The sequence below is a fragment of the Streptomyces sp. CB02959 genome (assembly GCF_002803155.1).
Classification (GTDB): Bacteria; Actinomycetota; Actinomycetes; order Streptomycetales; family Streptomycetaceae; genus Streptomyces.
Map to the genome: position 1 here is coordinate 125,496 of NZ_NNBP01000010.1, position 26,763 is coordinate 152,258.

The following is a 26,763-nucleotide window of genomic DNA, read 5'->3' on the forward strand; positions in this document are numbered from 1 at the left end:
TCGTCGCCCGGCGCGGCCGCCGCGGCCCGGCGCCGGGCCGTTCCCCGACGACGAAAGCACGCCGCCGCCCCGGACGGAAGGACGCCGTGCGGCGGGGCACCGACGTCGCCTGGACACCGACTCACCGCAGGCCGGAGAATTACGCCATGACTTCGCTCCAGTTCCCCGCGCGGCCTTCGGACGCCGATCGGGAACGCGCACTTGAGCTGCTGCGCGAGGGCGCGGCGGAGGGACGGCTGTCCCAGGACACTTTCCTGCGGCGGCTGGAACTCGTCCTGACGGCCCAGCAGCACTCCGAACTCGCCCTGGCCACCGCCGATCTGGAGCGACACGGCAAGGTCCAGGGGCTGCTGCTGCGGATGGTCGGCCGGGTGTCGGCGTTCCACATCCGGCTGCGCAGGGCCTGGCGCACGGAGCGGTTGCCGAAGCTGCTGCTGCCGGTGCCCGGACCGTTCCCGCTGTCGATCGGGCGGGCCCCGGGCGTCGGCCTGCGGCTCAACCACGACACGGTCTCCCGGCACCATGCCGAGCTGCGCAGCGAGGGCACCGGCTGGATGCTGCGCGACCTCGGCTCCACCAACGGCACCTGCGTCAACGGCCGCCGGCTGGTCGGCGAGATAGCGGTCGGCCCCGGCGACCACATCCGGTTCGGCCAGGTGGACTACGTACTGACGGAGCGTCAGGCGCCCACCGAGCGCTGAACGAGCGGGGCCGGGTCCCGGCGCCCGAGGCCCGGTGCGGGCGCGGCCCGGCGCCGGTGCCGGCCGGCACCGGCGCCCCGCTCACCGCCGCCCACGTTGGCTGACGCATCGTCAGTAATGCGCACTGCCGGTACGACACACCGCCGGTACGGCGCACCGTCGGCGCGCCGGCTGTGGCGCTCCACCCGTCGCCCCGCCGCTACTCCCGTACGAGCAGCGCCACCGGCCACTCCGCCAGCAGGCCGTCCACCCCCACCGCCGCGCCGCCCGCCAGCGTGCGGCCGGTCAGCACCTCCCGCCACGCGCCCCCCGACGGCAGCCGCAGCACGGTGTCCCACCAGCCGCCGGTCTCCCGCAGCCGCAGCGACAACCTGGTCACCGCCGTCACCACCCGCCCCCCGCGGACGAACGCCACGCAGTGCTCGGCCGCCGGGCCCTCCGCGGCCAGCGGCTCGTACGACGCGGCGGCACCGAACCACTCCGGGTGCGCCCGCCGCAGCCGCAGCGCGGCGGCCGTCAGGCGCAGCTTCCCGGCGGACGGACCGGTCGGCGCGGCGCCGCCGTCCAGCTCCGCGAGCAGTTCCGGAGCGAACCGCGGGGGCCGCCGGTTGTCCGGATCGACCAGCGCCGTGTACTCCTGCTCGGTGCCCTGGTAGAGGTCGGGGACGCCGGGCAGGGTCAGGTGCAGCAGCGTCGCGCCGAGGGCGTTCGCCCGGATGAACGGGGCGAGTTCCGCCTCCAGCGCGGCCAGCCGACCGGCCGCCGGACCGCACGGCCCACTACGGACGAACTCCGCCACCGCCTCCTCGTACACCGCGTCCGGCTCCGTCCAGGAGGTGCGCAGCCCGGCCTCCCGTACGGCCTTGAGGACCGCGGGCGCCAGCCGCGCCCCGGTGTCGCCGGAAGCCGACCCCGCCGCCGTCGGGTCGCCGGTGGCGGACGCCCCCAGCCCGAACGCGGTCTGCCAGGCCGTCCACGCCACCATCGGATCCACCGGAACCGCGCCGTCCGCCTCCTCCCTCCCGTCGGTCACCGCGCTCAGCAGGTCCCGCCACCGGTCCGGGCACTCCGACAGCACCGCGATCCGCGCCCGCACATCGGCACTGCGCTTGGTGTCGTGCGTGGAGAGCACCGTGCCGCTCTCCGGCCAGTCCCGCTGCATCCGCGCGCAGTACTCGTGGAACGTCCCGGGCCCCAGCGCCGGCTCCCCGGGATCGCCCCCGACCTCGCAGGCCGACAGCAGCACCGGATAGCGGTAGAAGGCGGTGTCCTCCACGGACTTGGCGTGCAGCGCCGACGCGGTCTGGGCGAACCGCGCCGCGAAGCCCGCGACATCGGGGTCCACGGCACCGGGGTCCGGCGCACCGTCCCCGCCGCCCGCGCCGTCCCCGCCGTACGTGAACCGCCCCAGCGCCAGGTCGTGGACCAGATCCACCGCCCCGGCCTCCTCCGGCACCCGGAACGTGGCCCGGGCCCGTTCCGCCGCGCCGCCCAGCATCGCCGCGTCCGCCGCCGCCCGCACGGCGTCCGTGGCGTCACCGGCGTACGGGCGGTAGACCGGCAGCCGCACCAGGAGTTCCCGGACCGCCTGCCGCAGCGCCCAGGGCGCGTGGTCGCCCGGCCGGGGCACCCGCGCGGCGATCCGGGCCGCGGTCCGCACCAGCCGCTCCACCTCCGCCGCCAGGTCGTGTTCGACGACCTCGTAGGCGGCCCGCCGCACCGTCTCCTCCCAGTCGCCGCCCTCGTCGGCCAGCGGGGTGACGAAGTCGCGGTAGTGCGAGAACAGCCGCCCGGCGCCCTGCGGGCAGACGAACAGCCCGTCGATGTGGCGGAGCGCGTCATAGCCCGTGGTGCCCGCGCACGCCCAGCCGTCCGGCAGCCGCTCGGCACCGGTCAGGATCTTCTCCACCACCGTCCAGCAGCCCTTGGTGCCGGCCCGCAGCCGCGCCAGATAGCCGCCCGGATCCACCAGCCCGTCCGGATGGTCGATCCGCAGCCCGTCGACGACCCCCTCCCGGATCAGCCGCAGCACCGTCCCGTGGGTGGCGTCGAACACCTCGGGATCCTCGGCGCGGATCCCGATCAGCTCCGAAATGGTGAAGAAGCGCCGGTAGTTGAGCTCCGTGCGGGCCAGCCGCCACCAGGCGAGGCGGTACCACTGCGCCGCAAGGAGGCGCTCCAGCGGCAGCCGCTCCGTACCGGGACGCAAGGGGAAGACCTGCTCCCCGTAGTGCAGTTCCCGTCCCTCGACCCGGAACCGGTGCAGCTCGTCCCCGATCCGCCCCTCCAGTACGGGCAGCAGCAGCCGCCCGCCGTGCCCGCCGTCCCAGTCGATGTCGAACCAGCGCGCGTACGGCGATGCCGGGCCGTCGCGCAGCACCTCCCACAGCGGTCCGTTGAGCGACACCGGCGAGGGCACCGCCATGTGGTTGGGCACGATGTCGACCACCAGCCCGAGGCCGTGCCCCCGGGCCGTCGCCGCCAGCGCCTGCAGCCCCTCCTCGCCGCCCAGCTCGGCCCGCACCGCCGAGTGGCCGGTCACGTCGTACCCGTGGGCGGACCCCGGCACCGCCTCCAGTACGGGCGAGAGGTGGAGATGGGACACTCCGAGTGCGGCGAGGTACGGGACCGCCCGCTCGGCGGCGGCGAACGGGAAGTCCGGCTGGAGCTGCAGCCGGTAGGTGGCGGTCGGCGACGGACTCGAAGGCTGCGTCATGGGAACACCCGTACCCCGCCGACGGCCCGTTCTGTCATCGGGTTGCGTCATCCCGGGCCGTCCCACCCGTCGTGTTTTCGTCCGAGCCGTCAGGCCGACGGGCGAACGGCCTTCGTACGTACTGCCCGTACGGATCGTGCCGGTGTGCCGGATAGCTTCTTGTGATGACCGCTGCCACCACCTATCGCCGGGTGCTCGCCCTGAGTGGGCCGCTGCTGCCCGTCGTGTCCTTCCTGGGGCGGCTGCCGACCGCCATGTGCCAGCTCGGCAGCGTGCTGCTGGTGGCCGCGACGAGCGGTTCGCTGACCACCGCCGGCCTGGTGGGCGGCGCGCTGGCGGCCGGTCAGACGGTCGCCGGCCCGCTGATGGGGCGGCTCGCGGACCGGCACGGCCAGCGTCCGGTGGTGCTGGTCGCCTGCTGGATCAACGCGTTCGCGGTGGCGGCCCTGGTGGCGGCCGCCGTGGCCCGGACGGCGACGCCGCCGCTCGCCCTGCTGGGCCTGCTGGCCGGGGCGAGCGTGCCGCAGATCGGCCCGCTGGCCCGCACCCGGCTGGTCGCCCTGGCGCACCGCGCGGGGGCCGACGACCGGCTGGTGAGCGCCGCGCTCTCCTTGGAAGGCACCCTGGACGAGGTGTCGTTCGTGCTGGGTCCGGCACTGGTGGGGCTGGCCGCCACTCTGGTGCACCCGGCGGTGGCGCTGGCACTGGCCGCGGTACTGCTGGCGGTCTGCGGCTCGGCGTTCGCCCTGCACCCGAGCGCGGTGGCCGTGCGGCCCGCCGCGGACCGGGCCCCGCGGACCGCCCGCCCGGCCCGCACCCGGATGCCCCGCGCGGTCCACGCCATGCGCCTGTCCACGGCTCTCCAGGGCGCCATGTTCGGCGCCTGCCAGGCCGGCATCACCGCGCTCACCGAACGCCTCCACCAGCCCGCCCAGGCGGGCCTGGTGTACGCGGCGATGGGCGTGATGAGCGCGGTGGCGGGACGCTCGCTCGCGCTGGTACCGGCCCGGATCGGCCTGCCGGCCCGCTGGCGGGCGGCCGCCGTCGGGCTGATCGTGCTGTCCGCGCCGCTGCTCTTCGTCCGGTCGCTGGGGGCGCTCTATCTGGTCGTCGTGGTGCTCGGGGTGGCTTTCGCGCCGCACCTGATCACTCTCTTCGGGCTCACCGAACGGCTGGTGCCCGCAACCCGGCTGGCCGAGTCGATGGCGTTCCTCACCAGCGCGGTGGTCGGCGGCCAGGCCCTGGCACTGGCCGTCTCCGGGCGGCTCGCCGACACGTACGGCCCGTCCGCGGCCTTCGCGGTCGCGGTGGGCGCCGCCGTGCTGGTCCTCGTCGTCGCCCTGGTCACCCGGGTCGGCTCCCGGCCGACCGCGCCCGTGCGCGTCTCCCGCCCCGGGCAGGAGGCCGCGCCGGACCGCGCCCAGACCCCCTGAACCCGCGGCCCCCGCGCTGCCGCGGGGCCGCGCCGGACCGCTCAGGCCGGCCGCTGGAGCACCAGCAGACTCCGCCCGACCAGCGTCAGCCGGTCGCCGCCCTTGACCTTGGCGCCCCGGCCGTCCGCCGCCGCCTCCGGCCGGTCGGTGTCCACCACGACCTGCCACTGCCGCCCCAGGTGCTCCGGCGTGGTGAACTCCTTCTCCTGGTCATGGGCGTTGAACATCAGCAGGAACGAGTCGTCGGTGATCGGCTCGCCGCGCGGCCCCGGTTCGGAGATCGAGCTCCCGTTGAGGAAGACCGTCAGCGACTTGGCGTGGACGGACTGCCAGTCGCGGGTGCCCATCTCCGTGCCGGCCGCGGTGAACCAGGCGATGTCGGACAGCTCGTCATGGGTGCCCTCCATCGGGTGCCCCTGGAAGAACCGCCGCCGCCGGAAGACCGGGTGGTCCCGCCGCAGCCACACCATCTGCCGGACGAACGCCAGCAGCGCCTGCTCGTCCGCCCGCTCCGCCGCCGGTGCCTCCGCCGCGTCCGGCGCCGCCCCACCGGCCGCATCGACCCCGTCGACCCCACCGGCCTCTCCTGCTTCGGCTGCCTCGTCTGCCTGGTCCGCCTCGTCCGACCGGTCGGCGTCGAACGCCCCGCCGGCGCCCGCCTCCCTTCGCTCCGGCCACCGCACCCAGGTCAGCTCGCCGTCCTGGCAGTACGCGTTGTTGTTGCCGCGCTGGGTGCGGCCGAACTCGTCGCCGTGGCTGAGCATCGGCACGCCCTGCGACAGCATGAGCGTGGCGAGGAAGTTCCGCATCTGCCGGAGCCGCAGCCGCCGCACCGAGGGGTCGTCGGTCGGCCCCTCGGCCCCGCAGTTCCACGACCGGTTGAAGCGCTCGCCGTCCCGGTTGTCCTCGCCGTTGTCCTCGTTGTGCTTGTCGTTGTACGAGACCAGGTCGCGGAGGGTGAAACCGTCGTGGCAGGTGACGAAGTTGACCGAGGCGAGCGGCCGCCGCCCGTCCTCCTGGTAGAGGTCCGACGACCCGGCCAGCCGGGACCCGAAGTCCGCCAGGGTGCGCGGTTCGCCGCGCCACAGGTCCCGCACGGTGTCCCGGTACTCCCCGTTCCACTCCGTCCACAGCGGCGGGAAGTTCCCCACCTGGTAGCCGCCCTCCCCGACGTCCCACGGCTCGGCGATCAGCTTCACCTGGCTGACCACCGGATCCTGGTGCACCAGGTCGAAGAAGGACGACAGCCGGTCCACCTCGTGGAACTGCCGCGCCAGCGTCGCCGCCAGATCGAACCGGAACCCGTCCACGCGCATCTCCTGCACCCAGTAGCGCAGCGAGTCCATCACCAACTGGAGCACGTGCGGACTGCGCATCAGGAGGGAGTTCCCGGTACCCGTGGTGTCCGTGTAGTACCGGCGGTCGTCCGACAGCCGGTAGTACGAGGCGTTGTCCAGCCCCCGGAAGGACAGCGTCGGCCCCAGGTGGCTGCCCTCGGCGGTGTGGTTGTAGACGACGTCGAGGATGACCTCGATGCCCGCCTGGTGCAGCGCCCGGACCGCGGTCTTGAATTCCAGCACCTGCTGCCCGCGGTCCCCCCAGGACGCGTAGGCGTTGTGCGGGGCGAAGAAGCCGATGGTGTTGTAGCCCCAGTAGTTGGTCAGCCCGGCGTCCACCAGCCGGTGGTCCTGGACGAACTGGTGGACCGGCATCAGCTCCAGGGCGGTGATCCCGAGCTTCGTCAGGTGGTCGATGATCGCCGGATGCGCCAGCGCCGCGTAGGTGCCGCGCAGTTCCTCGGGCAGCTCCGGATGCCGCATCGTCAGGCCCTTCACATGGGCCTCGTAGAGCACCGTCTCGTGGTAGGCGGTGCGCGGCGGGCGGTCGTCGCCCCAGTCGAAGTACGGGTTGACCACCACCGACGCCATGGTGTGCGGCGCCGAGTCCAGGTCGTTGCGCACCTCGGGCCGGCCGAAGTGGTAGCCGTAGACCGCCTCGTCCCAGTCGATCACGCCGCTCATCGCCCGCGCGTACGGGTCGAGGAGCAGCTTGGCGGAGTTGCAGCGATGCCCGTGTTCGGGCTCGTAGGGGCCGTGCGCCCGGAAGCCGTAGCGCTGTCCCGGCATGATCCCCGGCAGATACGCGTGCCGTACGAAGGCGTCGGACTCGCGCAGCTCGACGGCGGTCTCCGACCCGTCGTCGTGCAGCAGACACAGCTCGATGCGCGTGGCGGCTTCGGAGAACACCGCGAAGTTGGTGCCCGCACCGTCATAGGTGGCACCCAACGGATACATCTGTCCCGGCCAGACCTGCATGCGTAGACTCTTCCACTTTCTCTACGGGCGGCGGCGACTCCACGACACGCGTCCGCGGACCGCATCGGAATCCTTCCCAACGTGTCCAAATTGCCGGATAGCGGGAGATTTTCGTGTGAACTCCGCTGAACGGTGGTCGATCTTCGGCGATGTCGGATTGTCCTACTGTGCGCTGATCGTGGGTCGGCGGCCCGTGCGCACGGCCGGGTGCGGGGCGGGGGACTGCTACGGCTACCCCAAAAGCGGCGTCTCTGCCACGGACTACCTCACATGCGTGCAGTTCGCCAGCGGTACCCCGGCCAATCGCGGTGCCCGCGGTCGGCCGGGCTCCCGGCGGCGCTGTCAACGGCCCGCCGCCGGGACACTCCATCGCGTGGGCCGGAAAGCGCCCCCTATCCCCACCAGGGCTATGAATCCGCTCACTCCCCCAGCGCTTTCCGGTCACAACCGGCACTATGGGCAAGGGGAGTTGGCATCCGACTCGATGCATCCTGCTGCACCGCCCCCCGCGCCGCAGTAGTCTGCCTTGATCGTTGGCACGGGGGTTCGGGAGGCGGTGGCAGGTGAGCGGCGGGCTGGAGTTGCCCCCTGGTGACGAGAGTCATGAGGGCCACGAGGCCGGCTCCGTGGACGCACCGCCCGGCACGGTGTCCCTGGCCCGACCGCTGGAGATCGGTGCGGAACTCGACTGGGGCGCCGACGCCTGGAGCGAGGTGCGCACCCGCGCCCGCCGGGCCGGACGCGCCTATATCTGGCTGAATCTCGTCGAGCAGCGCCTACGGGCCGTCGTCGCGGCCGTCCTGCGTCCCATCTACGAGCCGGTGCACGGCGACGAATGGGTCATCGCGGCGGCCGGACCCGCGGGCCAGGAATGGGTCCAGCGCGCGGTCGCGGTCCGCGAGGTCAGCCGCCGCAAGGGCTATCTCCTCGACCCCGCCGACGACAACATCGTCAGCTTCCTGACGCTCCCGCAGCTCCGCGAGCTGATGGTCCAGCACTGGCCCTGCTTCGAGCCCTACGTGGACGACCGGCGCGAGGTCGAGCTGGTCCTCGACGAGCTGGAGGTCGCGCGCAACATCGTCTCCCGCAACCGCGCACTGTCCGAGACCGTCCTGGCCCAGGCCGAGCGGGCCTCCGCCCGGCTGTTGGACATCCTCGGTTCCGGGGCCGGCACCCGTATCTCCGGGCGGCTGCCCATCGACGCCGTCGAGGACCTCGTCGGCGACCGGTACGCCGACGTCGTCGGGGTGCACCCCGACCGGGTGCGGCTCCAGCGCCAGCTGCCCGCGGAGGACCTCTTCGGCGGCGCCCGCCGGCTCGACGCGGTGGGCATAGGACTCAACCTCCTGGTCCAGAACTACTCCGGCCGCCGGCTGGTCCGGCTCGCCGAGTCCGGCTGCCGGGTCCGGCTGCTCTTCCTCAATCCGGCCAGCAGCGCGGTCCGCCGCCGGGAGCGCGAAATCGGCCTGAAGAAGGGCGAGATGAGCCGCGCCATCGAGATGAACATCCTGCACATGCGGCGGGTCCGGGCCCGGCTGCGGGATCCCGGGGCCTTCGAGATCCAGGTCTTCGACGAGACCCCGCGCTTCACCGCCTACCTCGTCGACGGCGACGGGCCCGACGGCCTGGCCGTCGTCCAGCCCTACCTCCGCAAGAGCCGCGGGATGGAGACGCCGGTGTTCGTGCTGCGCGGCGGCGGTCGCGAGGTGGTCCGCCAGGACGCCCGCGACGGCCGGGACGTCGACCACGGGCTCTTCGAGATCTACCGCGAGGAGTTCGAGAGCGTCTGGGCGGACTCGCGGCCGGTCTCCTGACCCGTCCCGGGCGCCGGGGCGCCGGGCGGCCCGGCCCGTTGTCAGTGGTGCGTGGGAGAGTGGTCGAACCACGGGGGAGGCACCACCGAAGGAGGCCGCATGAAGGAGCGCTGCGTGGAGGTCCGAGGGGCCCAAGGCCGCCGGAGCGTCGAGGACAGGCGCGCGCCGCGCGAGTGCGGGGCCGGGCGAAGCGAGGTCTCGGCATGAGCTGGCATCAGGAGCTGCTGGTCGGCTTCGACCTGGAGACCACGGGCACCGACGTCGAGCACGACCGCATCGTCACGGCCGCGCTGATCCGGCTGGAGGGGGACGGCCGGGTGGCCGGGCGGCAGTCCTGGCTGATCGATCCGGGCGTCCCGATCCCCGACGAAGCCGCGGAGATCCACGGCATGTCGACCGCCTACGTCACCGCACACGGCCGTTCGCCCGCGGGCGCGATAGCGGAGATCACCGAGGCGCTGGCCGAAGCCCTCCGCGCGGACATCCCGCTGGTGGTGATGAACGCGCGCTACGACCTCTCGCTGCTCGACCGCGAGTGCCGCCGCCACGGCGTGCCGACCCTGACCGAGCGGCTCGGCCGTCCGCCCGCCCCGGTCATCGACCCGCTCGTCCTCGACAAGCACGTGGACCGCTACCGCAAGGGCAAGCGCGCACTCCAGGCGCTCTGCGGCCACTACGGCGTACCGCTGGACGGCGCGCACGAGGCGGGTGCCGACGCGGCGGCGGCGGCCGGGGTCGCCCGCCGCATCGGTGAGAAGTACCCGGCCGTCGCCCTGCCCGCACCGCGCGCCCTGCACACCCTCCAGGAGCAGGCCGCCGCCGAGCAGGCCGCCTCGTTCCAGGCGTACCTGCGCCGGTCCGGCGACCCGGAGGCGATAGTCGAGGCGGCCTGGCCGCTGATCCCGTACCAGCGCTGAGCGGCCCGGACCGGCGGCCGGGTCACCGCCTCAGAACGGGTACCACCGGACCGCCGCGTCCTTCTCGCGCAGCGAGGCGACCCGGCGCCGGAACTCCTTGAGCGCGGCCGGATTCCCGGGCGCGTGCTGGGAGACCCAGGCGCAACTCGCGGTCTCCCGGGACCCGCGCAGGACGGCGCACCCCTCCCAGTCCCGCACGTCCCAGCCGTACACCGCCACGAAGGCGTCGTAGGCTTCCGCGCCCAGTCCGTAGCGGTCCCGGCTGAGGGCGAGCACGACCAGGTCGTGCTCGCGCAGGTCCGAGGAGAAGGTCTCCAGGTCGACCAGGACCGGGCCGTCGGGCCCGATGTGGACGTTGCGGGGCAGCGCGTCGCCGTGGATCGGGCCGCGCGGCAGATGTGGTTCGAGCGCCGTCGCGGCCAGCGCGAACGCGTCCCGCCGTCCGCGCAGGTACTCCGCATCGGACGCCGACACGGCGTCGCCGGCCAGCCGCAGCCAGCGCTCCACACCGTCCAGCAGCTCGCGCCGGGGGAGTGCGAACGGCGGCTCGGGCAGCGCGTGGACGCGCTTGAGCAGCTCGGCGAGGTCCTGCGGCCGGGCGGGTCGGACGGCCTCCGGCAGCTGCCGCCAGTACGTCACGGGGTGCCCGTCGACGAGCCGGGCGGTCGACTCCGCGGCCCGCACGGCCGGTACGTCCTCGGCCGCCAGCCACTGGGCCACCGCCAGTTCCCGCTCGGCGCGCGCCAGCAGCTCGGGGCTGCGGCCGATCCGGACGACCACGCCGCCCTCGTCCAGGGCGAAGACGGCGTTCTCGCCGAGTGCGAGCAGCCGGGCGTCCGCCGCCGCGGCGGAGTGCCCGGCCGCGGCCAGCACGTCCCGGGCGCGCGCCTCGGTGAAGGCGGGGCTGGGTTCGGTCATCGGAGTGCCTCCTGCGGTGCGTTCTCGCGCCCAGTCTCGCAGGTGCCACCAGCCGCTCCGGAGGCCGTCCGGCCGCCCTCGGAAGGGCGCTTCCCACCAGGGGAGTCGGCACCCACCGGGCCGCGGCGTGGCGACTTTTCACCGTTGCACGATACGTATCGTCTCGCCTAGGGTTTCGAGCATGCCTCAGCATCCTTCGCATATCGCGATGTTCAGCATCCCGGCCCACGGTCACGTCCAGCCCAACCTCGACGTCATCCGCGAACTGGTCGACCGGGGGCACCGCGTGACCTACGCCGTCCCGGCCGCCTTCGCCGACCTCGTCGCCGGCGTCGGCGCCGAACCGCGGCCGTGGACCTCCGTCCTGCCCACCGACGAGAACCCGGAGGCATGGGGCACCGATCTCCTCGACCACCTCGAACCGTTCCTGGAGGACGGCATCCAGGCCCTGCCGCAGCTCGCCGCGGCCTACGAGGGCGACACCCCGGACCTGGTCCTCCACGACAGCGCCTCGTTCCCGGCCCCGCTGCTCGCCCACCGGTGGCAGGTCCCGGCCATCCAGCTGACGCCGCACATCGTCGCCTGGGACGGCTACGAGGAGGAGGCCGGCGAGGGGGTGCGGGCGGAGTTGCGGAGCAGCGAGCGCGGCCGCGCCTACTACGCGCGCTTCCGGGCCTGGTTGGCGGACCACGGTATGGGGGACCTGCCGGAGCCGGACTTCCTGGCCGCCCGGCCCGCCCGCGCCCTCGTCCTGATCCCCCGGGCCATGCAGCCGCAGGCGGACCGGGTCGACGGGGCGGTCTTCACCTTCGTCGGCTCCTGCCAGGGCGACCGCGCCGCGCAGGGCGACTGGCAGCGGCCGGCCGGCCTCGCGCCCGACGCCAAGGTGCTCCTGGTCTCCCTGGGGTCGGTGTTCACCGACGCGCCGGACGTCTACCAGGCCTGCGTCGAGGCGTTCGGCGGGCGGGCGGACTGGCATGTGGTGCTGCAGATCGGGAAGTTCACCGACCCGGCGGTGCTCGGCGAGGTCCCGGACAACATCGAGGTGCGCACCTGGGTCCCGCAGGTGGCGGTCCTCCGGCAGGCCGACGCGTTCGTCACCCACGCCGGGATGGGCGGCAGCCAGGAGGGGTTGGCGAACGGGGTGCCCATGGTGTGCGTACCGCAGGCCGCCGACCAGTTCATGAACGCCGCCACGCTGGAGGCGCTGGGCGTCGCCCGGCAGTTGCAGAAGGGCGAGGTGACCGCGCAGGCGCTGGGGGAGGCCGTGCGCGCGGTGGCCGGCGATCCCGACGTGGCGGCGGCGCTCGGCCGGATCCGCGCGGAGATGGCGGAGGAGGGCGGCAGTCGGCGGGCGGCGGACCTCATCGAGGCGCAACTCCCCGTGGGGTAACCGTCGGTACGCACCTCTTCCGAGGCGCGAGCATGGCACAAGGGGACAGTTGAAAATGCAAACGCATTGTCGGCTGTCCCCCTTCATTGCGTAAACGTAAACGGAGTTGAGTTACTGTCCGTCAACTCCAGCGGTCTGTTTGACCAGTTCTGCGTTCTTTTGCATTTCTGCAGGATTGTTGCCTATCTCACACGGCCTGGCTGGCCTTGAATTGCACTCGTCAATCCGACAGGGTTTCGAACCAGCCCGGTGGAGATTTTCCGGTCCCTTCGGGCTATTCACAAACGCTTCCCCCCACACCACGAACGAGGAGAACCCTCGCCATGGCTCATAAGCGTTCCAGCAAGAAGCGGCTCATCACGGCGATATCCGCCGCTGTGGCCGCCACTGGTATCGCCGCCGTCACAGCGGTCACCGCGGGCGCGTCGCCCGCCGCCGAGGGCAAGATCTACGGCGCCGAGGCCAAGGGCGCCGTCAAGGGCAGCTACATCGTGCTGCTGAAGAAGACCGCCGGAGTGCGCGCCGCCGAGAGCGGCGACCTGGCCGCCAAGTACGGCGGCAAGGTCAAGCGGACCTTCACCTCCGCCATCGACGGCTTCTCGGCCACCGGCCTGTCCAGCGAGGACGCCAAGCGCCTGGCCGCCGACCCGTCCGTCGACAAGGTCGTCCAGAACCACACGTTCCACACCGACGGCACCCAGGACAACCCGCCGTCGTGGGGCCTGGACCGCATCGACCAGGCCGACACCAAGGGTGACGGCAAGTACAACTACCCGGACAGCGCGGGCGAGGGCGTCACCGCCTACGTCATCGACACCGGCATCCACATCAGCCACAAGGACTTCGGCGGTCGCGCGTCGTACGGCTTCAACGCCATCGACAACAGCGACAAGGCCGAGGACGACAACGGCCACGGCACCCACGTCTCCGGCACCATCGGAGGCACCGCCCACGGCGTCGCCAAGAAGGTCAAGCTGGTCGCCGTCAAGGTGCTCGACGGGCAGGGCTCCGGCACCACTGAGCAGGTCGTCGCGGGCATCGACTGGGTCACCAAGAACCACAAGGGCCCCTCGGTCGCCAACATGTCGCTCGGCGGCGGCGCGGACGAGGCGCTCGACGCGGCCGTGAAGAAGGCCATCGACTCCGGTGTCACCTTCGGCGTCGCGGCCGGCAACGAGTCCACCGACGCGGGCCAGGGCTCCCCGGCGCGCGTCAAGGAGGCCATCACGGTGGCCTCCAGCACCAAGGACGACCAGCAGTCCGACTTCTCCAACTACGGCAGCGTCGTCGACCTCTACGCTCCGGGCTCCGACATCACCTCGGACTGGAACAACAGCGACGACGCCACCAAGACCATCTCCGGTACGTCGATGGCGACCCCGCACGTCGTGGGTGCCGCCGCGCTCTACCTGGCCGACCACAAGGACGCCAAGCCGGCCGACGTGGAGAAGGCGCTGACGGACGGGGCCACCCCCGACAAGATCAGCAACCCGGGTCAGGGCACGCCCAACAAGCTGCTGAAGATCGTTCAGTAGTCGATCCGGTCGTTCAGCACCGCACGCCGGCCGTCGCGCTCGCCCCCACGGGGCGCGGCGGCCGGCGTCGTTGCGTTCCGGGCGCCCGACGCACCTTCCCCCGCGTCGAGTTATCCACAGGAGGCTTCCTCCGGAACCGTGGACGGCCGAGCGTGGCTACCGTCAGTGACATGCACGGAGTCACGCCGTTCCTCGGCATCAGCACCATCGTCTACGTAGTGATCGGACTGCTCTGCGCCCTCGTCGGCGCGGGCCGCACGACAGGGGGAAGCCCGCCATGCACACCGTCACCGTCATCGTCCCGGCCCACAACGAAGAGGAGGGACTACCGGCCACGCTGGAGTCCCTCGCGAGGCAAACCGTCCCGCCCGACCGCGTCCTGGTCGTCGACGACGCCTCCACCGACCGCACCGGCGAGGTAGCCGCCGCACACGGCGTCACGGTGCTCCGCCCGCCGCACAACCTCGGCAGCAAGGCCAGAGCGCAGAACTACGCCCTCCCGCGGTGCACCACCGATCTCGTCCTGGCCGTCGACGCGGACACCGTCCTCGCCCCGGATTACCTCCAGCGCGTCCTCCCGGTCTTCGACGACCCCGGTGTCGCCATCGCCGCGGGCACGGTCCGCACCCGGCACACCCGCACCGTGTGGGAGCGGGGCCGGTCCACGGAATACCTCTTCGGCTTCCACTTCCATCGGCCCATCCAGGCACTCGCCAACAGCCCCATGGTCTGCTCGGGTTGCTGCTCGGTCTTCCGGCGCGACGAACTGGTGGCCTTCGGTGGATTCCCCGAGCGCACCATCGTCGAGGACATGGACTACACCTGGTCCCGGCAGATCGCCGGACGACGCGCGGTCTACGTCTCCGACGCCGTCGCCCTGGCCGCCGACCCGGAGAACCTCACCTACTTCCGCAAACAGGTCAACCGCTGGATGGCCGGCTTCTGCCAGAACGTCCGGCTCCACCTCGGCCGGCTGCTGGTCCGCAAACCCCTGCTCGCGCTCTGGGTGCTGCTCGCCCTCTTCGAGATCCTCACCGCGCCCCTGTGGTGGGCCGGTCCGTTCGTGCTCAGCGCGACGAGCGGTGCGTCACCACCGGCCGCCTTCGCCTGGTGGGCCGGGGCCGACCTCCTGCTGACGCTGCCACCCCTGGTGTACGCCGCCCGCCGCCGCAGACTCCCGTTGCGCGGCGTGCTGGTCAACATCCCCTGCGCCTACGCCACCAAGGCGGTCAACGTCGTCTACGCCTGGAAGGCCCTGGTCGTGGAGCTGTTGCTGGTGCCCCTGCATCTGGCGCGGGGCCTGACGGTCTACGAGAAGGGGCGCGCCGACACTCCCGCGGGGCGGGCGACGGTGGTGGCGAGGTGAGCCGGGCGGGCGGTGCCGCTCAGGCGGTCAGGGCCGCCAAGTCGCCCTGGGCGCGGGCCCGGACGGCCTGGTCGTAGCGGCGCAGCAGCAGCCGGGCCAGCTCGGGGGCGGCACCGAGCACCGGGGCGAGGATGTCCGCGCGGGCCTCGCGGGCCCCGGCGGCGATCCGGTCCGGCAGGAACCCCGGCGCGATGACGTACGGGGCGACGGCCACCCGCTGGATGCCCTCGGCCCGCAGGGCCCGTACGGCGTCGGCCGTACGGGGAAGAGATGCGGAGGCGAACGCAGGTCGCACGGCACACCACTCTGCGGTGCGCCGCCACTCCCGCGCGATTTCTGCGATCACTGCGATCGCCTCCGGGTCTGAGGAGCCGGCCGAGGCCAGGACGACCCCGGTCGAGCGGTGGTCGTCCGGCCGCAACCCGGCCTCCTCCAGCCGGCGCTCCAACGCGCTGGTCAGGAGGAGTGACGGGCCGAGCACCTCGGCCTGATGGACGGTCAGCAGGGGCAGCCGCGCGGCGGCCTCCCGCAGTACCGCGGGGATATCGGACTTCGCGTGGAAGGCGCGAGTCAGGAGGAGGGGAAGCGCCACCACGTTCCGTACGCCGTCGGCCTCAAGGCGTTCCAGCACCCGGGGTACCCGGGGCGCGTTGAAGTCGAGATAGCCGACCGCCACGCGCAGCCCCGGACGCAGCTTCCGGACCCGCGCGCAGAGCGCGGTGACGGTCGCGGCGTGCCGAGGATCGCGGCTGCCGTGGGCGATGACGAGGAGAGTGGGGCGTGTGTTCATGGTTTCAGCTCTTGACGAGGAGGCCGCGGCTGCGCAGCACCCGGCGCTCGATCGGGGCGAAGATCAGCAGCTCGATGCCGATGCCGACGATCAGGATCAGCAGGATCGCGGCCAGCACCCAGGACATGTCCTGCAGTTCACGGCCCTGTTCCAGGAGCTGGCCCAGTCCGGTGCCGAGGTCGGGAGCGTTGACGATGAGTTCGGCGGCCATCAGGGACCGCCAGGAGAACGCCCAGCCCTGCTTGAGCCCGGCGAGGTAGCCGGGCAGCGCGGCGGGGAGCAGTACGTGGCGGACACCGGCCAGGCCGGTCGCGCCGATGGTGCGGCCGGCACGCAGATAGAGAGGAGAGATCTGGTCGACACCGGACACCAGCCCGTTGGCGATCGAGGGGACGGCACCGAGCAGCACCACCGCGTAGATGGTGGCGTCGCTCAGGCCGAACCAGATGATCGCCGCCGGGACCCAGGCCACCGAGGGCAGGGACTGCAGCCCGCTCAGGATCGGCCCGATCGCGGCCCGTACGAGCCTGACGCGGGCCACGACCAGTCCGAGCACCGTGCCGATGGCGACCGAGGCCAGGAAGCCGAGGGCGCCGCGGGAGACGCTGGTCCACACGAAGCCGAGCAGGGTGCCTTCGAGCCACTTCTGCTGGAGCGAGCGGAAGACGTCGAGCGGGCTCGGCAGCAGGTAGTGCGGCTTGAGCTGGAAGTGGTAGGCGAGCTGCCACAGCCCCAGCACGATCACGATCGCGATGAGGGGAGGGAACGCCTTTGACAGCAGGGTGCGCAGCCACGGCTGCCGGGCGACCACGGTGGAGTCGAGGGCGTCGAGCCCGGCCTCCAGACCGGCGAGGTCACCGGCGGCGGGCCGGGGTCCCCCGGCGGCCGGTGCGTCGGTGGACGCCCCGGCGGAACGTCCGGCAGCCGCGCCGGCCGGTTCGGCGGTGGTTCCGGTGGCCGCTTCGGCCGGGGAGTCGCCGGCCGAACCGTCCGTGGAGCTGTCCGTCGTGCCGGTGGTCGTGCCGCTGGTCGGGGCGGTGGATGGTCCGGTGGGGTCGTCGCCGGGCTTCCCCGGGGCGGACGAGGTGGTGGTCTCAGTGCTGGCCATGGCGGCGGATCTCCCCACGGAGCTGTTCAGTGATCTCGATGGACAGGTCGGCGACCGCGGAGTCCTCGATGCGACGCGGCTGGGGGATGTCCACCTGCCACTCCCGGGCGACCCGTCCGGGGCGGGAGGAGAGCAGCACGACCCGCTCGCCGAGCCGTACCGCCTCACGGACGTTGTGGGTGACGAAGAGGACCGAGAGGTTGGTGCCCGTGGAGCCGCTGTTGGATTCGGCCCAGATCCGGGTCAGTTCGTCGTGCAGCACGTCACGGGTGATGGCGTCGAGCGCGGCGAACGGCTCGTCCATCAGCAGCAGTTGGCTGTCCTGGGCGAGCGCCCGGGCCATCGCCACCCGCTGGCGCATACCGCCCGAGAGTTCGTGCACCCGCTTGCCGTACGCGCCCTTGAGCCGGACGAGTTCGAGCAGCCGCTCGGCCTCGCCGCGACGCTCAGAGCGCGGCACCCCGCGCATCCGCAGGGCCAGTTCTATGTTGCGGCCCGCGGTCAGCCACGGGAACAGCGCGTGCTCCTGGAACATCAGCGCCGGCCGGCCGCCGGGCGTCTCGATGGTGCCGGCGGACGGCTTGTCCAGACCCGCCACGAGGCTGAGGAGGGTGGACTTGCCGCACCCCGAGGCCCCCAGGAGGCAGACGAATTCGCCGGGTGCGACGTCGATGCTGATGTCGTCCAGCACCTGCTGCTGCGCGCCGGGGCGGCCGAACGACTTCGAGACGTGGTGGATGCGAGCGGCGTACGGGCCGGTGGTGCCGGTGTTCGCCGGGGCGGGCTTGGTGAGCGTACTGGTCGTCATCGGTGTCACCTCCTGGGAGATCGGGGGGCCGGAGTCAGTTGCCGCCGAGGCCGGCGTCGTCGACCGGCGGCTTGCCCTCGGACTTGAGCACCTTGTTCAGCAGGGTGAGGTCGTAGATGCCCTTGAGGTCGGGCTTCTTCAGCAGCCCTGCCTTGACGGCGTGGTCCGCCTCCTCCTGGAGGGTGGCGGCCAGCGGGTCGTCGGTGATGTCGACGTTCTTGAACGCCGGGTCGATGACGTCGTCCGGCAGCGCCTTGCCGCTGATCGTCGGGTCGGCGAGCTTCTCGTTGAGGGCCTTGACCGCCTCGGCGGGGTGCGAGCGGATCCAGGCGTTGGTCTTCACCGAGGCACGCAGCACCGCCTCGACCGCCTTCGGGTGCTCCTTGAGGAAGCGCTGCGAGACGATCATGTTGGTGATGACGAACTTGCCGTCCTTCCACAGCGTCTTCTCGTCCAGCAGCGCCTTGCCGCCGGCGGCGACGAGCTTGGACGCGGTGGGCTCGGGGGCCCAGGCGCCGTCGATGCTGCCCTGCTTGAAGGCGGTGGGAGTGACCTTGTTGTCGGTGCGCTGGACGGTGACGTCACCCTTGCCGGAGGTGGCGTCGACCGAGTAGCCCTTCCCGGCGAGGAAGTTCAGCAGGGCCACGTCCTGGGTGTTGCCCAGCTGCGGGGTGGCGATCGTCTTGCCCTTGAGGTCGTCCAGGCTCTTGATCTTCTTCGGGTTGACGATCAGCGAGACACCGCCGGATGCCGAACCAGAGATGATCTTCAGGCTCTTGCCGTGCGACTTCACATAGCCGTTGATCGCGGGGGAGGGGCCGATCCAGCCGATGTCGATGGCGTTCGAGTTGAGCGCCTCGATCTCGGCGGGGCCGGCGTTGAAGACCGAGGACTTCACCGCGGTGCCGCCCAGTTCCTTCTGGAACCGGCCCGTCTGAAGGCCGATCAGGGGCGTGGCGTGGGTGGTGTTGCCGAAGAAGCCGATCTTGACCTGGTCGAGCCCGTCGACCTTGGGCCCCTTCGGGGCGACGGAGGCCGCGGTGTCCTTCGGGGCCTCGGAGCCGTAGCCGCAGGCCCCCAGCGCGACGGTCAGCAACGGGACGGCGGCGGCGGCCGCCAGGAGGCGATGACGAACGGCAGTCACGGGAGGTGTTCCTCTCGGAGGGCCGGGGGAGCGCGCGCCTCGCTATGGCGCGCCCGGCGACATGGTGGATCTTCGGAAGGAGGACGTGGGGGGTACGGAGTCAGGCATGGTCAGCGCACACATCGACCGACTCCGCCCTGGCCGCTTCCGAGGGCGCCGCTGCCGATGCGGCCGCCTTCCTTGGCAAAGGTCGAGAACATGTCCTTGAGCATGATCAGAAGTCCCACCCCTCGTCGTCCGCCGCACCCTCCGGCGCGGGGTCCGCGGCCGCCTCCGCGAACGCGGTACCGGCCATGCCCGCGGTCAGCGTGGTGCCGTCCGCCGGGTCGATCAGCAGGAAGGAGCCGGTGCGCCGGGAGTCCGCGTAGGCGTCCAGCGCCAGTGGTGCGGCGGTGCGCACCACGATCCGGCCGATGTCGTTGGCGACCAGTTCGCCGGGGGCCGGGTGCTGGGAGAGGTCGTCCAGGGTCAGCCGGGACGGGATCTCCTTGACGAGCGCCTTGACGGTGCGGGTGGTGTGCTTGAGCAGCACCCGCTGCCCGACGGTCAGTGGCCGGTCGGCGACATGGCAGACGGTGGCCTCGACGTCCTGGGTGACCGACGGCGTCGCCGCGGTCGGGGCGATCAGGTCGCCCCGGGAGATGTCCAGGTCGTCGGCGAGCCGAAGGGTCACCGACTGCGGCGCCCAGGCGACGTCCACGCTCTGGCCGAGCGCGTCGATCCCCTCGATGGTGCTCGTCCGGCCCGACGGCAGCACGGTGACGGCGTCGCCCACGTGCAGCACGCCGGACGCGATCTGGCCCGCGTAGCCGCGGTAGTCGGGGTGCTCGGAGGTCTGCGGGCGGATGACGTACTGGACCGGGAAGCGGGCCGGGTCGTCCGACGGGTCGGCGACCACCGGCACGGTCTCCAGGTGCTCCAGCACGGTCGGGCCGCCGTACCAGTCCATGGTGGCCGACGGCGTCACCACGTTGTCGCCGGCCAGCGCCGAGATCGGGATGGCGGTGATCTCCGGCACGCCCAGCGAGCCCGCGTAGGCGGTGAACTCCTCGGCGATGGCCGCGAAGACGGACTCCTGGTAGCCGACCAGGTCCATCTTGTTGACGGCCAGCACGACGTGCGGGACCCGGAGCAGGGCGGCGACCGCGGCGTGCCGCCGGGTCTGCTCGACCACGCCGTTGCGCGCGTCGACCAGGACGACGGCCAGCTCGGCGGTGGAGGCCCCGGTCACCATGTTCCGGGTGTACTGCACGTGCCCGGGGGTGTCGGCGAGGATGAAGCGGCGGCGCGGGGTGGCGAAGTAGCGGTAGGCGACATCGATGGTGATGCCCTGCTCCCGCTCGGCGCGCAGCCCGTCCGTCAGCAGCGCCAGGTCGGGCGCCTCCTGCCCGCGGTTGCGGGAGGCGTGCTCGACGGCCTCCAGCTGGTCGGCGAGGACCGACTTGGAGTCGTGCAGCAACCGGCCGACCAGGGTCGATTTGCCGTCGTCCACGGACCCGGCGGTGGCGAAGCGCAGCAGCGAGGTGGCGCCCGCGTCCACCGTCAGGTCCGTGCGGGCCGTGTTGGTCGTGCTCATGGCTAGAAGTACCCCTCGCGCTTGCGGTCCTCCATGGCGGCCTCGGACATCTTGTCGTCGGCCCGGGTCGCGCCCCGCTCGGTGAGCCGGGACGCGGCGATCTCCGCGATGACGGCCTCGATGGTGTCGGCGTCCGACTCGACGGCGCCGGTGCAGGACATGTCGCCGACGGTGCGGTAGCGCACCTGCCGGACCTCCAGCCGCTCGTCGTCCTTCGGGCCGCCCCACTCACCAGGCGCCAGCCACATGCCGCTGCGGGCGAAGACCTCCCGCTCGTGCGCGTAGTAGATGGCGGGCAGTTCGATCTTCTCGCGGGCGATGTACTGCCAGACGTCCAGCTCGGTCCAGTTGGAGAGCGGGAAGACCCGGACGTGCTCACCGGGCGAGTGCCGGCCGTTGTAGAGCTGCCACAGCTCGGGCCGCTGCCGGCGCGGGTCCCAGCCGCCGAACTCGTCGCGCAGCGAGAACACCCGCTCCTTGGCGCGCGCCTTCTCCTCGTCCCGGCGGCCGCCGCCGAAGACCGCGTCGAAGCGGTTCTTCTCGATGGCGTCCAGCAGCGGCACGGTCTGCAGCGGGTTGCGGGTGCCGTCCGGGCGCTCGCGCAGCTCGCCGCGGTCGATGAAGTCCTGCACCGAGGCGACGTGCAGGCGCAGGCCGTGCCGCGCCACGGTGCGGTCGCGGTAGTCGATGACCTCGGGGAAGTTGTGCCCGGTGTCGACGTGCAGCAGCGCGAACGGCACCGGCGCCGGCGCGAACGCCTTCAGCGCCAGGTGCAGCATGACGATGGAGTCCTTGCCGCCGGAGAAGAGGATCACCGGCCGCTCGAACTCGCCCGCCACCTCGCGGAAGATGTGCACCGCCTCGGATTCCAGGGCGTCCAGGTGCGACAGCGCGTACGGGTTGTCCAGTTCCTCGGAAAGCGAAGCAACGGTGGTCACGAGGTCTCCCCTTCGTTCTCCCCCGGAATCCGTCCGGTGGCACCCCCGTCTCCGCCCACGCGGCGCAGAGGTGCGGGTATCACGGCCGGCTGCGGGTCGGTGGTCGCCTGTGCGTCGCTCACGCCAGCCCCCTCTCGACGAGCAGCGCGTGCAGCGCCGCCGCGGATTCCTGCACGGTCTGGGTGTGCGACTCGATCCGCAGGTCCGGTGCCGCGGGCTCCTCGTAGGGGTCGTCCACGCCGGTCAGGCCGGATATCTCGCCGGCCGCCTGCTTGGCGTACAGGCCCTTCACATCGCGCTCGGAGCAGACCTCGACCGGAGTGGCGACGTGCACCTCCAGGTACGGGGTGCCCTCGGTCTGGTGGCGCTTGCGCACCGCCTCGCGGCTGTCCGCGAACGGCGCGATCACCGGGACCAGGGCCTTCACGCCGTTGCTGGCCAGCAGTTCGGCGACGAAGCCGATCCGCTGGACGTTGGTGTGCCGGTCCTCGCGGCTGAATCCGAGGCCCGCGGAGAGGAACTCGCGGATCTCGTCGCCGTCGAGCACCTCGACGCGGTGGCCCTCGCCGCGCAGCCGGTCGGCCAGCTGGCGCGCGATGGTCGTCTTGCCCGCGCTCGGCAGACCGGTCAGCCAGATCGTGGCGCCCGTCATCTGTATCTCCAAAAACTCCGCCATCAGTGCAGTCCGCACTCGGTCTTGTTGCTGCCGGCCCAGCGGCCGGCCCGCGCGTCCTCGCCCGCCAGCACCCGGCGGGTGCAGGGGGCGCAGCCGACGGAGGCGTAGCCGTCCATCAGCAGGGGGTTGGTGAGCACTCCGTGCTCGGCGACGTACGCGTCCACGTCGTCCTGCGTCCAGCGGGCGATCGGGGAGACCTTCACCTTGCGCCGCTTGGTGTCCCAGCCGACGACCGGGGTGTTCGCCCGGGTCGGCGACTCGTCCCGGCGCAGCCCGGTCGCCCAGGCGTCGTAGCCGGTCAGGCCCTCTTCGAGCGGCTTGACCTTGCGCAGCGCACAGCACAGGTCGGGGTCGCGGTCGTGCAGCTTCGGCCCGTACTCGGCGTCCTGCTCGGCCACCGTCTGACGGGGCGTCAGGGTGATGACGTCGACGTCCATCACCGCCGCCACCGCGTCCCGGGTCCCCAGGGTCTCCGGGAAGTGGTAGCCGGTGTCCAGGAAGACCACGTCCACGCCGGGGAAGGCCCGCGACGCCAGGTGCGCGACGACCGCGTCCTCCATGGAGGAGGTGACGCAGAAGCGCGGACCGAAGGTCTCCGCGGCCCACCGGAGGATCTCCAGGGCGGGCGCGTCCTCCAGGTCGCGACCCGCCTGCTCGGCGAGTTGCGACAGATCGGTGGTGCTGGTCACGGCGTACCTCCGTCAGGAGCGGAAGGAACTGGAGAAGGGGACGGGGCGGCACCGGCGGTCCCCGGGGCGAGCAGGCCCAGGAACTTCAGCCGGAAGGCCCGGCTGCACGCCCGGCACTCCCACGCTGCGCCCGCTCCGCGGGAGGTTTCCTCCTCGGAGGGCCGCAGGTCCTCGTCCCCGCAGTACGGGCAGTAGAACGGCGCGGCGCGTTCGGTCACTTCAACGCACCCTCTTCGGCGCGCGCCGCCCAGGTGGCGAACCGCTCGCCCTCCTCGCGCTGCTCCTCGAAGTTGCGCAGCACCCGCTCGACGTAGTCGGGCAGTTCCTCGGACGTCACCTTCAGGCCGCGGACCTTGCGGCCGAAGCCCGGCTCCAGGCCCAGCGCGCCGCCCAGGTGCACCTGGTAGCCCTCGACCTGGTTGCCGTCGGCGTCCAGCACCAGCTGGCCCTTGAGGCCGATGTCGGCGACCTGGATGCGGGCGCAGGCGTTGGGGCAGCCGTTGAGGTTGATGGTGATCGGCTCCTGGAAGTCCGGCATCCGGCGCTCCAGTTCGTCGATCAGCGCGGCGCCCCGCCCCTTGGTCTCGACGATGGCGAGCTTGCAGAACTCGATGCCGGTGCAGGCCATGGTGCCGCGCCGGAACGGCGAGGGGTGCACCTGGAAGTCCAGCGCCTCCAGCCCGGCGACCAGCCCGTCGACCTCCTCGGGCGCGACATCGAGAACGATCATCTTCTGCTCGACGGTGGTGCGCAGCCGGTCGGAGCCGTGTGCGGCGGCGAGTTCGGCGATCTTGGTGAGGGTGGCGCCGTCGACCCGGCCGACGCGCGGGGCGAAGCCCACGTAGAAGCGGCCGTCCTGCTGCCGGTGCACGCCGATGTGGTCGCGCCACTTCTGCGCGGGCTGCTCGGGGGCCGGGCCGTCGACCAGCTTGCGCTTGAGGTACTCGTCCTCCAGCACCTGGCGGAACTTCTCCGGGCCCCAGTCGGCCATCAGGAACTTCAGCCGGGCGCGGGTGCGCAGCCGGCGGTAGCCGTAGTCGCGGAAGATGCCGACCACGCCGGCCCAGACGTCGGCGACCTCGTCCAGCGGCACCCAGGTGCCCAGGCGCTCGGCGAGCCTGGGGTTGGTGGACAGGCCACCGCCGACCCACAGGTCGAAGCCCGGACCGTGCTCGGGGTGGACGACGCCGACGAAGGCCACGTCGTTGATCTCGTGCACCACGTCCTGGACGGGCGAGCCGGAGATCGCGGTCTTGAACTTGCGCGGCAGGTTGGAGAATTCCTTGTTGCCGATGTAGCGCTCGTGGATCTCGTCCACGGCCGGGGTGCCGTCGATGATCTCGTCCGCCGCGATACCGGCCACCGGGGAACCGATGATCACGCGCGGGCAGTCGCCGCACGCCTCGGTCGTGGACAGCCCCACGGCCTCCAGCTTCTCCCAGATGGCGGGCACGTCCTCGATGCGCACCCAGTGCAGCTGGATGTTCTGCCGGTCGGTGATGTCGGCGGTGCCGCGGGCGTACTGCTCGGAGACCTCGCCGATGGCGCGCAGCTGGGCGACGGTGAGCCGGCCGCCGTCGACGCGGACCCGCAGCATGAAGTACTTGTCGTCGAGCTCCTCGGGCTCCAGCACGGCGGTCTTGCCGCCGTCGATCCCGGGCTTGCGCTGGGTGTACAGGCCCCACCAACGCATCCGGCCACGCAGGTCGTTGGGGTCGATGGAGTCGAACCCGGCCTTCGAGTAGATCGTCTCAATGCGTGTCCGCACATTGAGACCGTCGTCGTCCTTCTTGAACTGCTCGTTGCCGTTGAGCGGCGTGAAATGGCCAACGGCCCACTGGCCCTCGCCGCGGTGGCGGCCGGCCTTGCGGCGGGGCGTAGCGGTGGGGAGTTCCGGGTTGGCGGCCATGGATTACGTCCTTCTGGGCGGCTCAAAGGGGGTGCGGACGGGTGCGGAGCATCCCCGGTGACCTGCGCGGACGCACCGAAGCGCGGCGCGCGGAAGCGCGTCGGCGGTGGGTGTGCGGGGTCGGGGGTCCAACGCGTCCGCGACGATGGGGACGACGTGCGACGTGGTGATGCTGAGTGCTGTCCGGATACGCAGGGCGGGGCCCTGATCCTGCAGCGTCAGCCTGCCCGACAAATGGCGCTGGACATGCGGCCGAGGTCGACGTGCCGCCGACTCACCAAGGCAATTCCAGCTCTAGACATGACGGAAGCGTGGCACGCGGCTCTCCGGCCAGTCCACCGTCATCCAAAATATGGACATGCTTGTCCCGCATGACGAGATGCTGTGGCGTCCGTCACGTGTGGGAGGGGGTGCGGCCGGATGCGGCGACCGCACCCCGCCGGGGACTGCGGGGTGGGCCACGCCTCAGTTCTCAGCGGCCGGCGCCGGGCCACGGGTCGGCGACCTCGGCCACCGGCTCCTCGGTCACCTCGGTGCGGAACAGCCGGAAGCCGCGCCGCTCGTAGTTGGCCCGTGCATGGGGCCCGTCGTCGCTGCAGGTGTGCAGCCACACCCGGGTGGTCTCCGGCAGCGCCGGCCACCGCTCGGCCAGGTCCCAGGCCCGCGCCGTCCCGTACCCGAGCAGGTGCCCGCCGATCCGCCGTCCCCGGAAGGCCGGCAGCAGCCCGAAGTAGACGATCTCCACCACCCCGTCCGGCTGGGCCTGGAGCTCGATGAACCCGGCGGGCGTACCGCGCTCGTACGCCACCCACGTCTCGGTCCCCGGCTGCGCCAGGTGCTCGGCCCACCGCGCGTACGGCCACTCCAGCCGGTCGGTCCACAGCACGTCCCCGCCGACCGCGGTATAGAGGAACCGGCTGAATTCCGGTGCGGGCACCTCGGACCGGACGATCCGTACGCCCTGCTCGGCGGGGGGCTCCGCGGTGGGCGAGAGGGCCTCGCGCGAGGTCTGGTGGAGGTGCCAGGTGGTGACGGTGTGGCTCATGCCGCCAGCACATCACATCTCGGGAACGGGCAGACGCCGGTCCGGGCGCGGGTTGTCCCCGGACCGGCGCGGGAAGCGGAGACGGCTAGCCGGTCACGCCCGGCCAGTCGCCGTCCGGTGCGAAGACCGCGTCCGCGAGCCGCCCGACCTGGTCCGGGTCCGGCGACCAGCAGTACAGCATCACCTCGTCCGCCCCGATCGCGAGGTGGGAGGCGATCGCCTCGCGGACCGCCGCCCGCGTGGTGAGCAGGCCGTTCACGATGTGGTCGGTGTACGGGGAGTCGCCGTAGTACGCGCGCAGCTCGCGTCGGGCGCGGTCCACGACGGGATCGGGTCCCAGTGCGACGTTCACCTGGGCCAGCAGCCGGGGCCGGCCGGTCCGGCCGGCGCGCTCCCAGGCCGCCTCCACATCACGGAACATCCCGTCCATCTGCTGGGACGGCAGGGCCGCGCCGAGGAAGCCGTCGCCCCAGCGGGCCACCCGCTCGACCACGGCCGGTACGAACCCGCCGAACAGTACCTCCGGCCCGCCGGGCCGCGCCGGGGCGGGCCCCACCGGCCCGACCTCCGCGGACAGCGGCTCCCCGGCCCACAGGCGCCGGAGCGTGGCCAGCTGGCCGTCGAGCCGGCGGCCCCGGGTGCGCGGATCCACCCCCGCGGCCAGATAGTCGTCGGTGCGGGCACCGATGCCGATGCCGAGCGTGAACCGCCCGCCGGACAGCAGATCGAGCGTGGCGGCCTGCTTGGCGAGCAGCGCGGTGCGGTGCAGCGGGGCCAGCAGCACCTCGGTCTGCAGACGTACACGGGAGGTCGCGCCGGCCAGCGCGGCCAGGGTGACCAGGGGTTCGGGGTTGGCGTACACCAGCCGGTCGAGCAGGGCGACGGTGGAGAACGGGGCGGCGTCGGCACGCCGCGCCCAGGTCAGCAGCTGCGCGGGGTCGCCGATGGGAAGGCCGAGACCTACGGACACGG

The 26,763-nt window shown here is 72.3% G+C and carries 23 protein-coding genes; 7 read left to right on the plus strand and 16 right to left on the minus strand.

Annotation, left to right across the window (positions count from 1 at the left end):
- Positions 1-146: 146 nt before the first annotated feature.
- On the plus strand, positions 147-701 hold the full coding sequence (locus CG747_RS18245) for an FHA domain-containing protein (protein ID WP_100602811.1): 555 nt from the start codon (positions 147-149) through the stop codon (positions 699-701).
- A gap of 199 nt (positions 702-900) precedes the next feature.
- On the opposite strand, the gene treY is transcribed toward CG747_RS18245, so the two are convergent.
- Entirely contained in the window at positions 901-3,417 is a 2,517-nt protein-coding gene (gene treY / locus CG747_RS18250) for a malto-oligosyltrehalose synthase (protein WP_100602812.1), read from the minus strand.
- Positions 3,418-3,581: 164 nt separating this feature from the next.
- On the opposite strand from treY, the gene CG747_RS18255 reads away from it, so the two are divergent.
- A complete protein-coding gene (locus tag CG747_RS18255; protein ID WP_100602813.1) occupies positions 3,582-4,850 on the plus strand; it encodes an MFS transporter in 1,269 nt (422 codons plus the stop codon).
- A gap of 41 nt (positions 4,851-4,891) precedes the next feature.
- Here the strand turns inward: CG747_RS18255 and glgX are convergent, their stop codons facing one another.
- Positions 4,892-7,165, minus strand: coding sequence for a glycogen debranching protein GlgX (gene glgX / locus CG747_RS18260; RefSeq protein WP_100602814.1), 2,274 nt, complete (start codon positions 7,163-7,165; stop codon positions 4,892-4,894).
- Positions 7,166-7,728: 563 nt separating this feature from the next.
- Between glgX and CG747_RS18265 the strand changes: the two genes are divergently transcribed.
- Both CG747_RS18265 and CG747_RS18270 read left to right on the plus strand, forming a co-directional pair.
- On the plus strand, positions 7,729-8,979 hold the full coding sequence (locus CG747_RS18265; RefSeq protein WP_100602815.1) for an SAV2148 family HEPN domain-containing protein: 1,251 nt from the start codon (positions 7,729-7,731) through the stop codon (positions 8,977-8,979).
- Positions 8,980-9,182: 203 nt separating this feature from the next.
- On the plus strand, positions 9,183-9,896 hold the full coding sequence (locus CG747_RS18270; protein ID WP_100602816.1) for an exonuclease domain-containing protein: 714 nt from the start codon (positions 9,183-9,185) through the stop codon (positions 9,894-9,896).
- A 30-nt stretch (positions 9,897-9,926) separates the two neighbouring features.
- On the opposite strand, the gene CG747_RS18275 is transcribed toward CG747_RS18270, so the two are convergent.
- Positions 9,927-10,814: an aminoglycoside phosphotransferase family protein gene (locus CG747_RS18275; protein ID WP_100602817.1), complete on the minus strand. Its 888-nt coding sequence runs from the start codon at positions 10,812-10,814 to the stop codon at positions 9,927-9,929.
- Positions 10,815-10,995: 181 nt separating this feature from the next.
- On the opposite strand from CG747_RS18275, the gene CG747_RS18280 reads away from it, so the two are divergent.
- The 3 genes from CG747_RS18280 (at position 10,996) to CG747_RS18290 (ending at position 15,108) form a co-directional block, all read left to right on the plus strand.
- Positions 10,996-12,207 carry a macrolide family glycosyltransferase gene (locus CG747_RS18280; RefSeq protein WP_100602818.1) on the plus strand — a complete coding sequence of 404 codons (1,212 nt, stop codon included), beginning with the start codon at positions 10,996-10,998 and terminating at the stop codon, positions 12,205-12,207.
- A gap of 323 nt (positions 12,208-12,530) precedes the next feature.
- Entirely contained in the window at positions 12,531-13,742 is a 1,212-nt protein-coding gene (locus CG747_RS18285; protein ID WP_100602819.1) for a S8 family peptidase, read from the plus strand.
- Positions 13,743-14,019: 277 nt separating this feature from the next.
- On the plus strand, positions 14,020-15,108 hold the full coding sequence (locus tag CG747_RS18290) for a glycosyltransferase family 2 protein (RefSeq protein ID WP_100602820.1): 1,089 nt from the start codon (positions 14,020-14,022) through the stop codon (positions 15,106-15,108).
- A 19-nt stretch (positions 15,109-15,127) separates the two neighbouring features.
- Here CG747_RS18290 and CG747_RS18295 read toward each other — a convergent pair whose 3' ends face one another.
- From CG747_RS18295 to CG747_RS18350, 13 genes are all read right to left on the minus strand, one after another.
- On the minus strand, positions 15,128-15,898 hold the full coding sequence (locus tag CG747_RS18295; protein WP_100602821.1) for a sirohydrochlorin chelatase: 771 nt from the start codon (positions 15,896-15,898) through the stop codon (positions 15,128-15,130).
- Positions 15,899-15,902: 4 nt separating this feature from the next.
- A complete protein-coding gene (locus tag CG747_RS18300; RefSeq protein ID WP_100602822.1) occupies positions 15,903-17,006 on the minus strand; it encodes an ABC transporter permease in 1,104 nt (367 codons plus the stop codon).
- Entirely contained in the window at positions 16,993-17,814 is an 822-nt protein-coding gene (locus tag CG747_RS18305; protein WP_100602823.1) for an ABC transporter ATP-binding protein, read from the minus strand. The genes CG747_RS18300 and CG747_RS18305 overlap by 14 nt, the downstream gene beginning before the upstream one ends.
- 34 nt (positions 17,815-17,848) lie before the next feature.
- Positions 17,849-18,958, minus strand: coding sequence for an aliphatic sulfonate ABC transporter substrate-binding protein (locus CG747_RS18310; protein ID WP_100602824.1), 1,110 nt, complete (start codon positions 18,956-18,958; stop codon positions 17,849-17,851).
- A 214-nt stretch (positions 18,959-19,172) separates the two neighbouring features.
- The gene (locus CG747_RS18315) at positions 19,173-20,534 is read right to left on the minus strand and encodes a sulfate adenylyltransferase subunit 1 (RefSeq protein WP_100602825.1); all 1,362 of its coding nucleotides are present in this window, start codon (positions 20,532-20,534) and stop codon (positions 19,173-19,175) included.
- A 2-nt stretch (positions 20,535-20,536) separates the two neighbouring features.
- The gene (cysD, locus tag CG747_RS18320; protein WP_100602826.1) at positions 20,537-21,472 is read right to left on the minus strand and encodes a sulfate adenylyltransferase subunit CysD; all 936 of its coding nucleotides are present in this window, start codon (positions 21,470-21,472) and stop codon (positions 20,537-20,539) included.
- Between the two features lie 118 nt (positions 21,473-21,590).
- The gene (gene cysC, locus CG747_RS18325; RefSeq protein WP_100602827.1) at positions 21,591-22,124 is read right to left on the minus strand and encodes an adenylyl-sulfate kinase; all 534 of its coding nucleotides are present in this window, start codon (positions 22,122-22,124) and stop codon (positions 21,591-21,593) included.
- Between the two features lie 23 nt (positions 22,125-22,147).
- On the minus strand, positions 22,148-22,837 hold the full coding sequence (locus CG747_RS18330) for a phosphoadenylyl-sulfate reductase (protein WP_100602828.1): 690 nt from the start codon (positions 22,835-22,837) through the stop codon (positions 22,148-22,150).
- The gene (locus CG747_RS18335) at positions 22,834-23,055 is read right to left on the minus strand and encodes a hypothetical protein (protein ID WP_100602829.1); all 222 of its coding nucleotides are present in this window, start codon (positions 23,053-23,055) and stop codon (positions 22,834-22,836) included. Before CG747_RS18335 ends, CG747_RS18330 begins: the two co-directional genes overlap by 4 nt.
- The gene (locus CG747_RS18340) at positions 23,052-24,746 is read right to left on the minus strand and encodes a nitrite/sulfite reductase (RefSeq protein WP_100602830.1); all 1,695 of its coding nucleotides are present in this window, start codon (positions 24,744-24,746) and stop codon (positions 23,052-23,054) included. The genes CG747_RS18335 and CG747_RS18340 overlap by 4 nt, the downstream gene beginning before the upstream one ends.
- A gap of 218 nt (positions 24,747-24,964) precedes the next feature.
- Positions 24,965-25,048, minus strand: a complete 84-nt coding sequence (locus CG747_RS50990; RefSeq protein ID WP_350257049.1) for a putative leader peptide — start codon at positions 25,046-25,048, stop codon at positions 24,965-24,967.
- A 170-nt stretch (positions 25,049-25,218) separates the two neighbouring features.
- Entirely contained in the window at positions 25,219-25,791 is a 573-nt protein-coding gene (locus CG747_RS18345) for a GNAT family N-acetyltransferase (RefSeq protein ID WP_100602831.1), read from the minus strand.
- Positions 25,792-25,876: 85 nt separating this feature from the next.
- Positions 25,877-26,761: an LLM class flavin-dependent oxidoreductase gene (locus CG747_RS18350; RefSeq protein WP_100602832.1), complete on the minus strand. Its 885-nt coding sequence runs from the start codon at positions 26,759-26,761 to the stop codon at positions 25,877-25,879.
- Between the last annotated feature and the right edge of the window lie 2 nt (positions 26,762-26,763).

Excerpts from the sequence above, each read along its gene's own strand:
- treY (WP_100602812.1), bottom strand. The coding sequence starts at position 3,417 with ATGACGCAGCCTTCGAGTCCGTCGCCGACCGCCACCTACCGGCTGCAG.
- CG747_RS18280 (WP_100602818.1), top strand. The coding sequence starts at position 10,996 with ATGCCTCAGCATCCTTCGCATATCGCGATGTTCAGCATCCCGGCCCAC.
- CG747_RS18295 (WP_100602821.1), bottom strand. The coding sequence starts at position 15,898 with ATGAACACACGCCCCACTCTCCTCGTCATCGCCCACGGCAGCCGCGAT.
- CG747_RS18345 (WP_100602831.1), bottom strand. The coding sequence starts at position 25,791 with ATGAGCCACACCGTCACCACCTGGCACCTCCACCAGACCTCGCGCGAG.
- CG747_RS18245 (WP_100602811.1), top strand. The coding sequence starts at position 147 with ATGACTTCGCTCCAGTTCCCCGCGCGGCCTTCGGACGCCGATCGGGAA.
- CG747_RS18315 (WP_100602825.1), bottom strand. The coding sequence starts at position 20,534 with ATGAGCACGACCAACACGGCCCGCACGGACCTGACGGTGGACGCGGGC.
- CG747_RS18290 (WP_100602820.1), top strand. The coding sequence starts at position 14,020 with ATGCACACCGTCACCGTCATCGTCCCGGCCCACAACGAAGAGGAGGGA.
- CG747_RS18340 (WP_100602830.1), bottom strand. The coding sequence starts at position 24,746 with ATGGCCGCCAACCCGGAACTCCCCACCGCTACGCCCCGCCGCAAGGCC.
- CG747_RS18305 (WP_100602823.1), bottom strand. The coding sequence starts at position 17,814 with ATGACGACCAGTACGCTCACCAAGCCCGCCCCGGCGAACACCGGCACC.
- glgX (WP_100602814.1), bottom strand. The coding sequence starts at position 7,165 with ATGCAGGTCTGGCCGGGACAGATGTATCCGTTGGGTGCCACCTATGAC.
- CG747_RS18255 (WP_100602813.1), top strand. The coding sequence starts at position 3,582 with ATGACCGCTGCCACCACCTATCGCCGGGTGCTCGCCCTGAGTGGGCCG.
- CG747_RS18275 (WP_100602817.1), bottom strand. The coding sequence starts at position 10,814 with ATGACCGAACCCAGCCCCGCCTTCACCGAGGCGCGCGCCCGGGACGTG.
- CG747_RS50990 (WP_350257049.1), bottom strand. The coding sequence starts at position 25,048 with ATGTCTAGAGCTGGAATTGCCTTGGTGAGTCGGCGGCACGTCGACCTC.
- cysC (WP_100602827.1), bottom strand. The coding sequence starts at position 22,124 with ATGACGGGCGCCACGATCTGGCTGACCGGTCTGCCGAGCGCGGGCAAG.
- CG747_RS18300 (WP_100602822.1), bottom strand. The coding sequence starts at position 17,006 with ATGGCCAGCACTGAGACCACCACCTCGTCCGCCCCGGGGAAGCCCGGC.
- CG747_RS18270 (WP_100602816.1), top strand. The coding sequence starts at position 9,183 with ATGAGCTGGCATCAGGAGCTGCTGGTCGGCTTCGACCTGGAGACCACG.
- CG747_RS18285 (WP_100602819.1), top strand. The coding sequence starts at position 12,531 with ATGGCTCATAAGCGTTCCAGCAAGAAGCGGCTCATCACGGCGATATCC.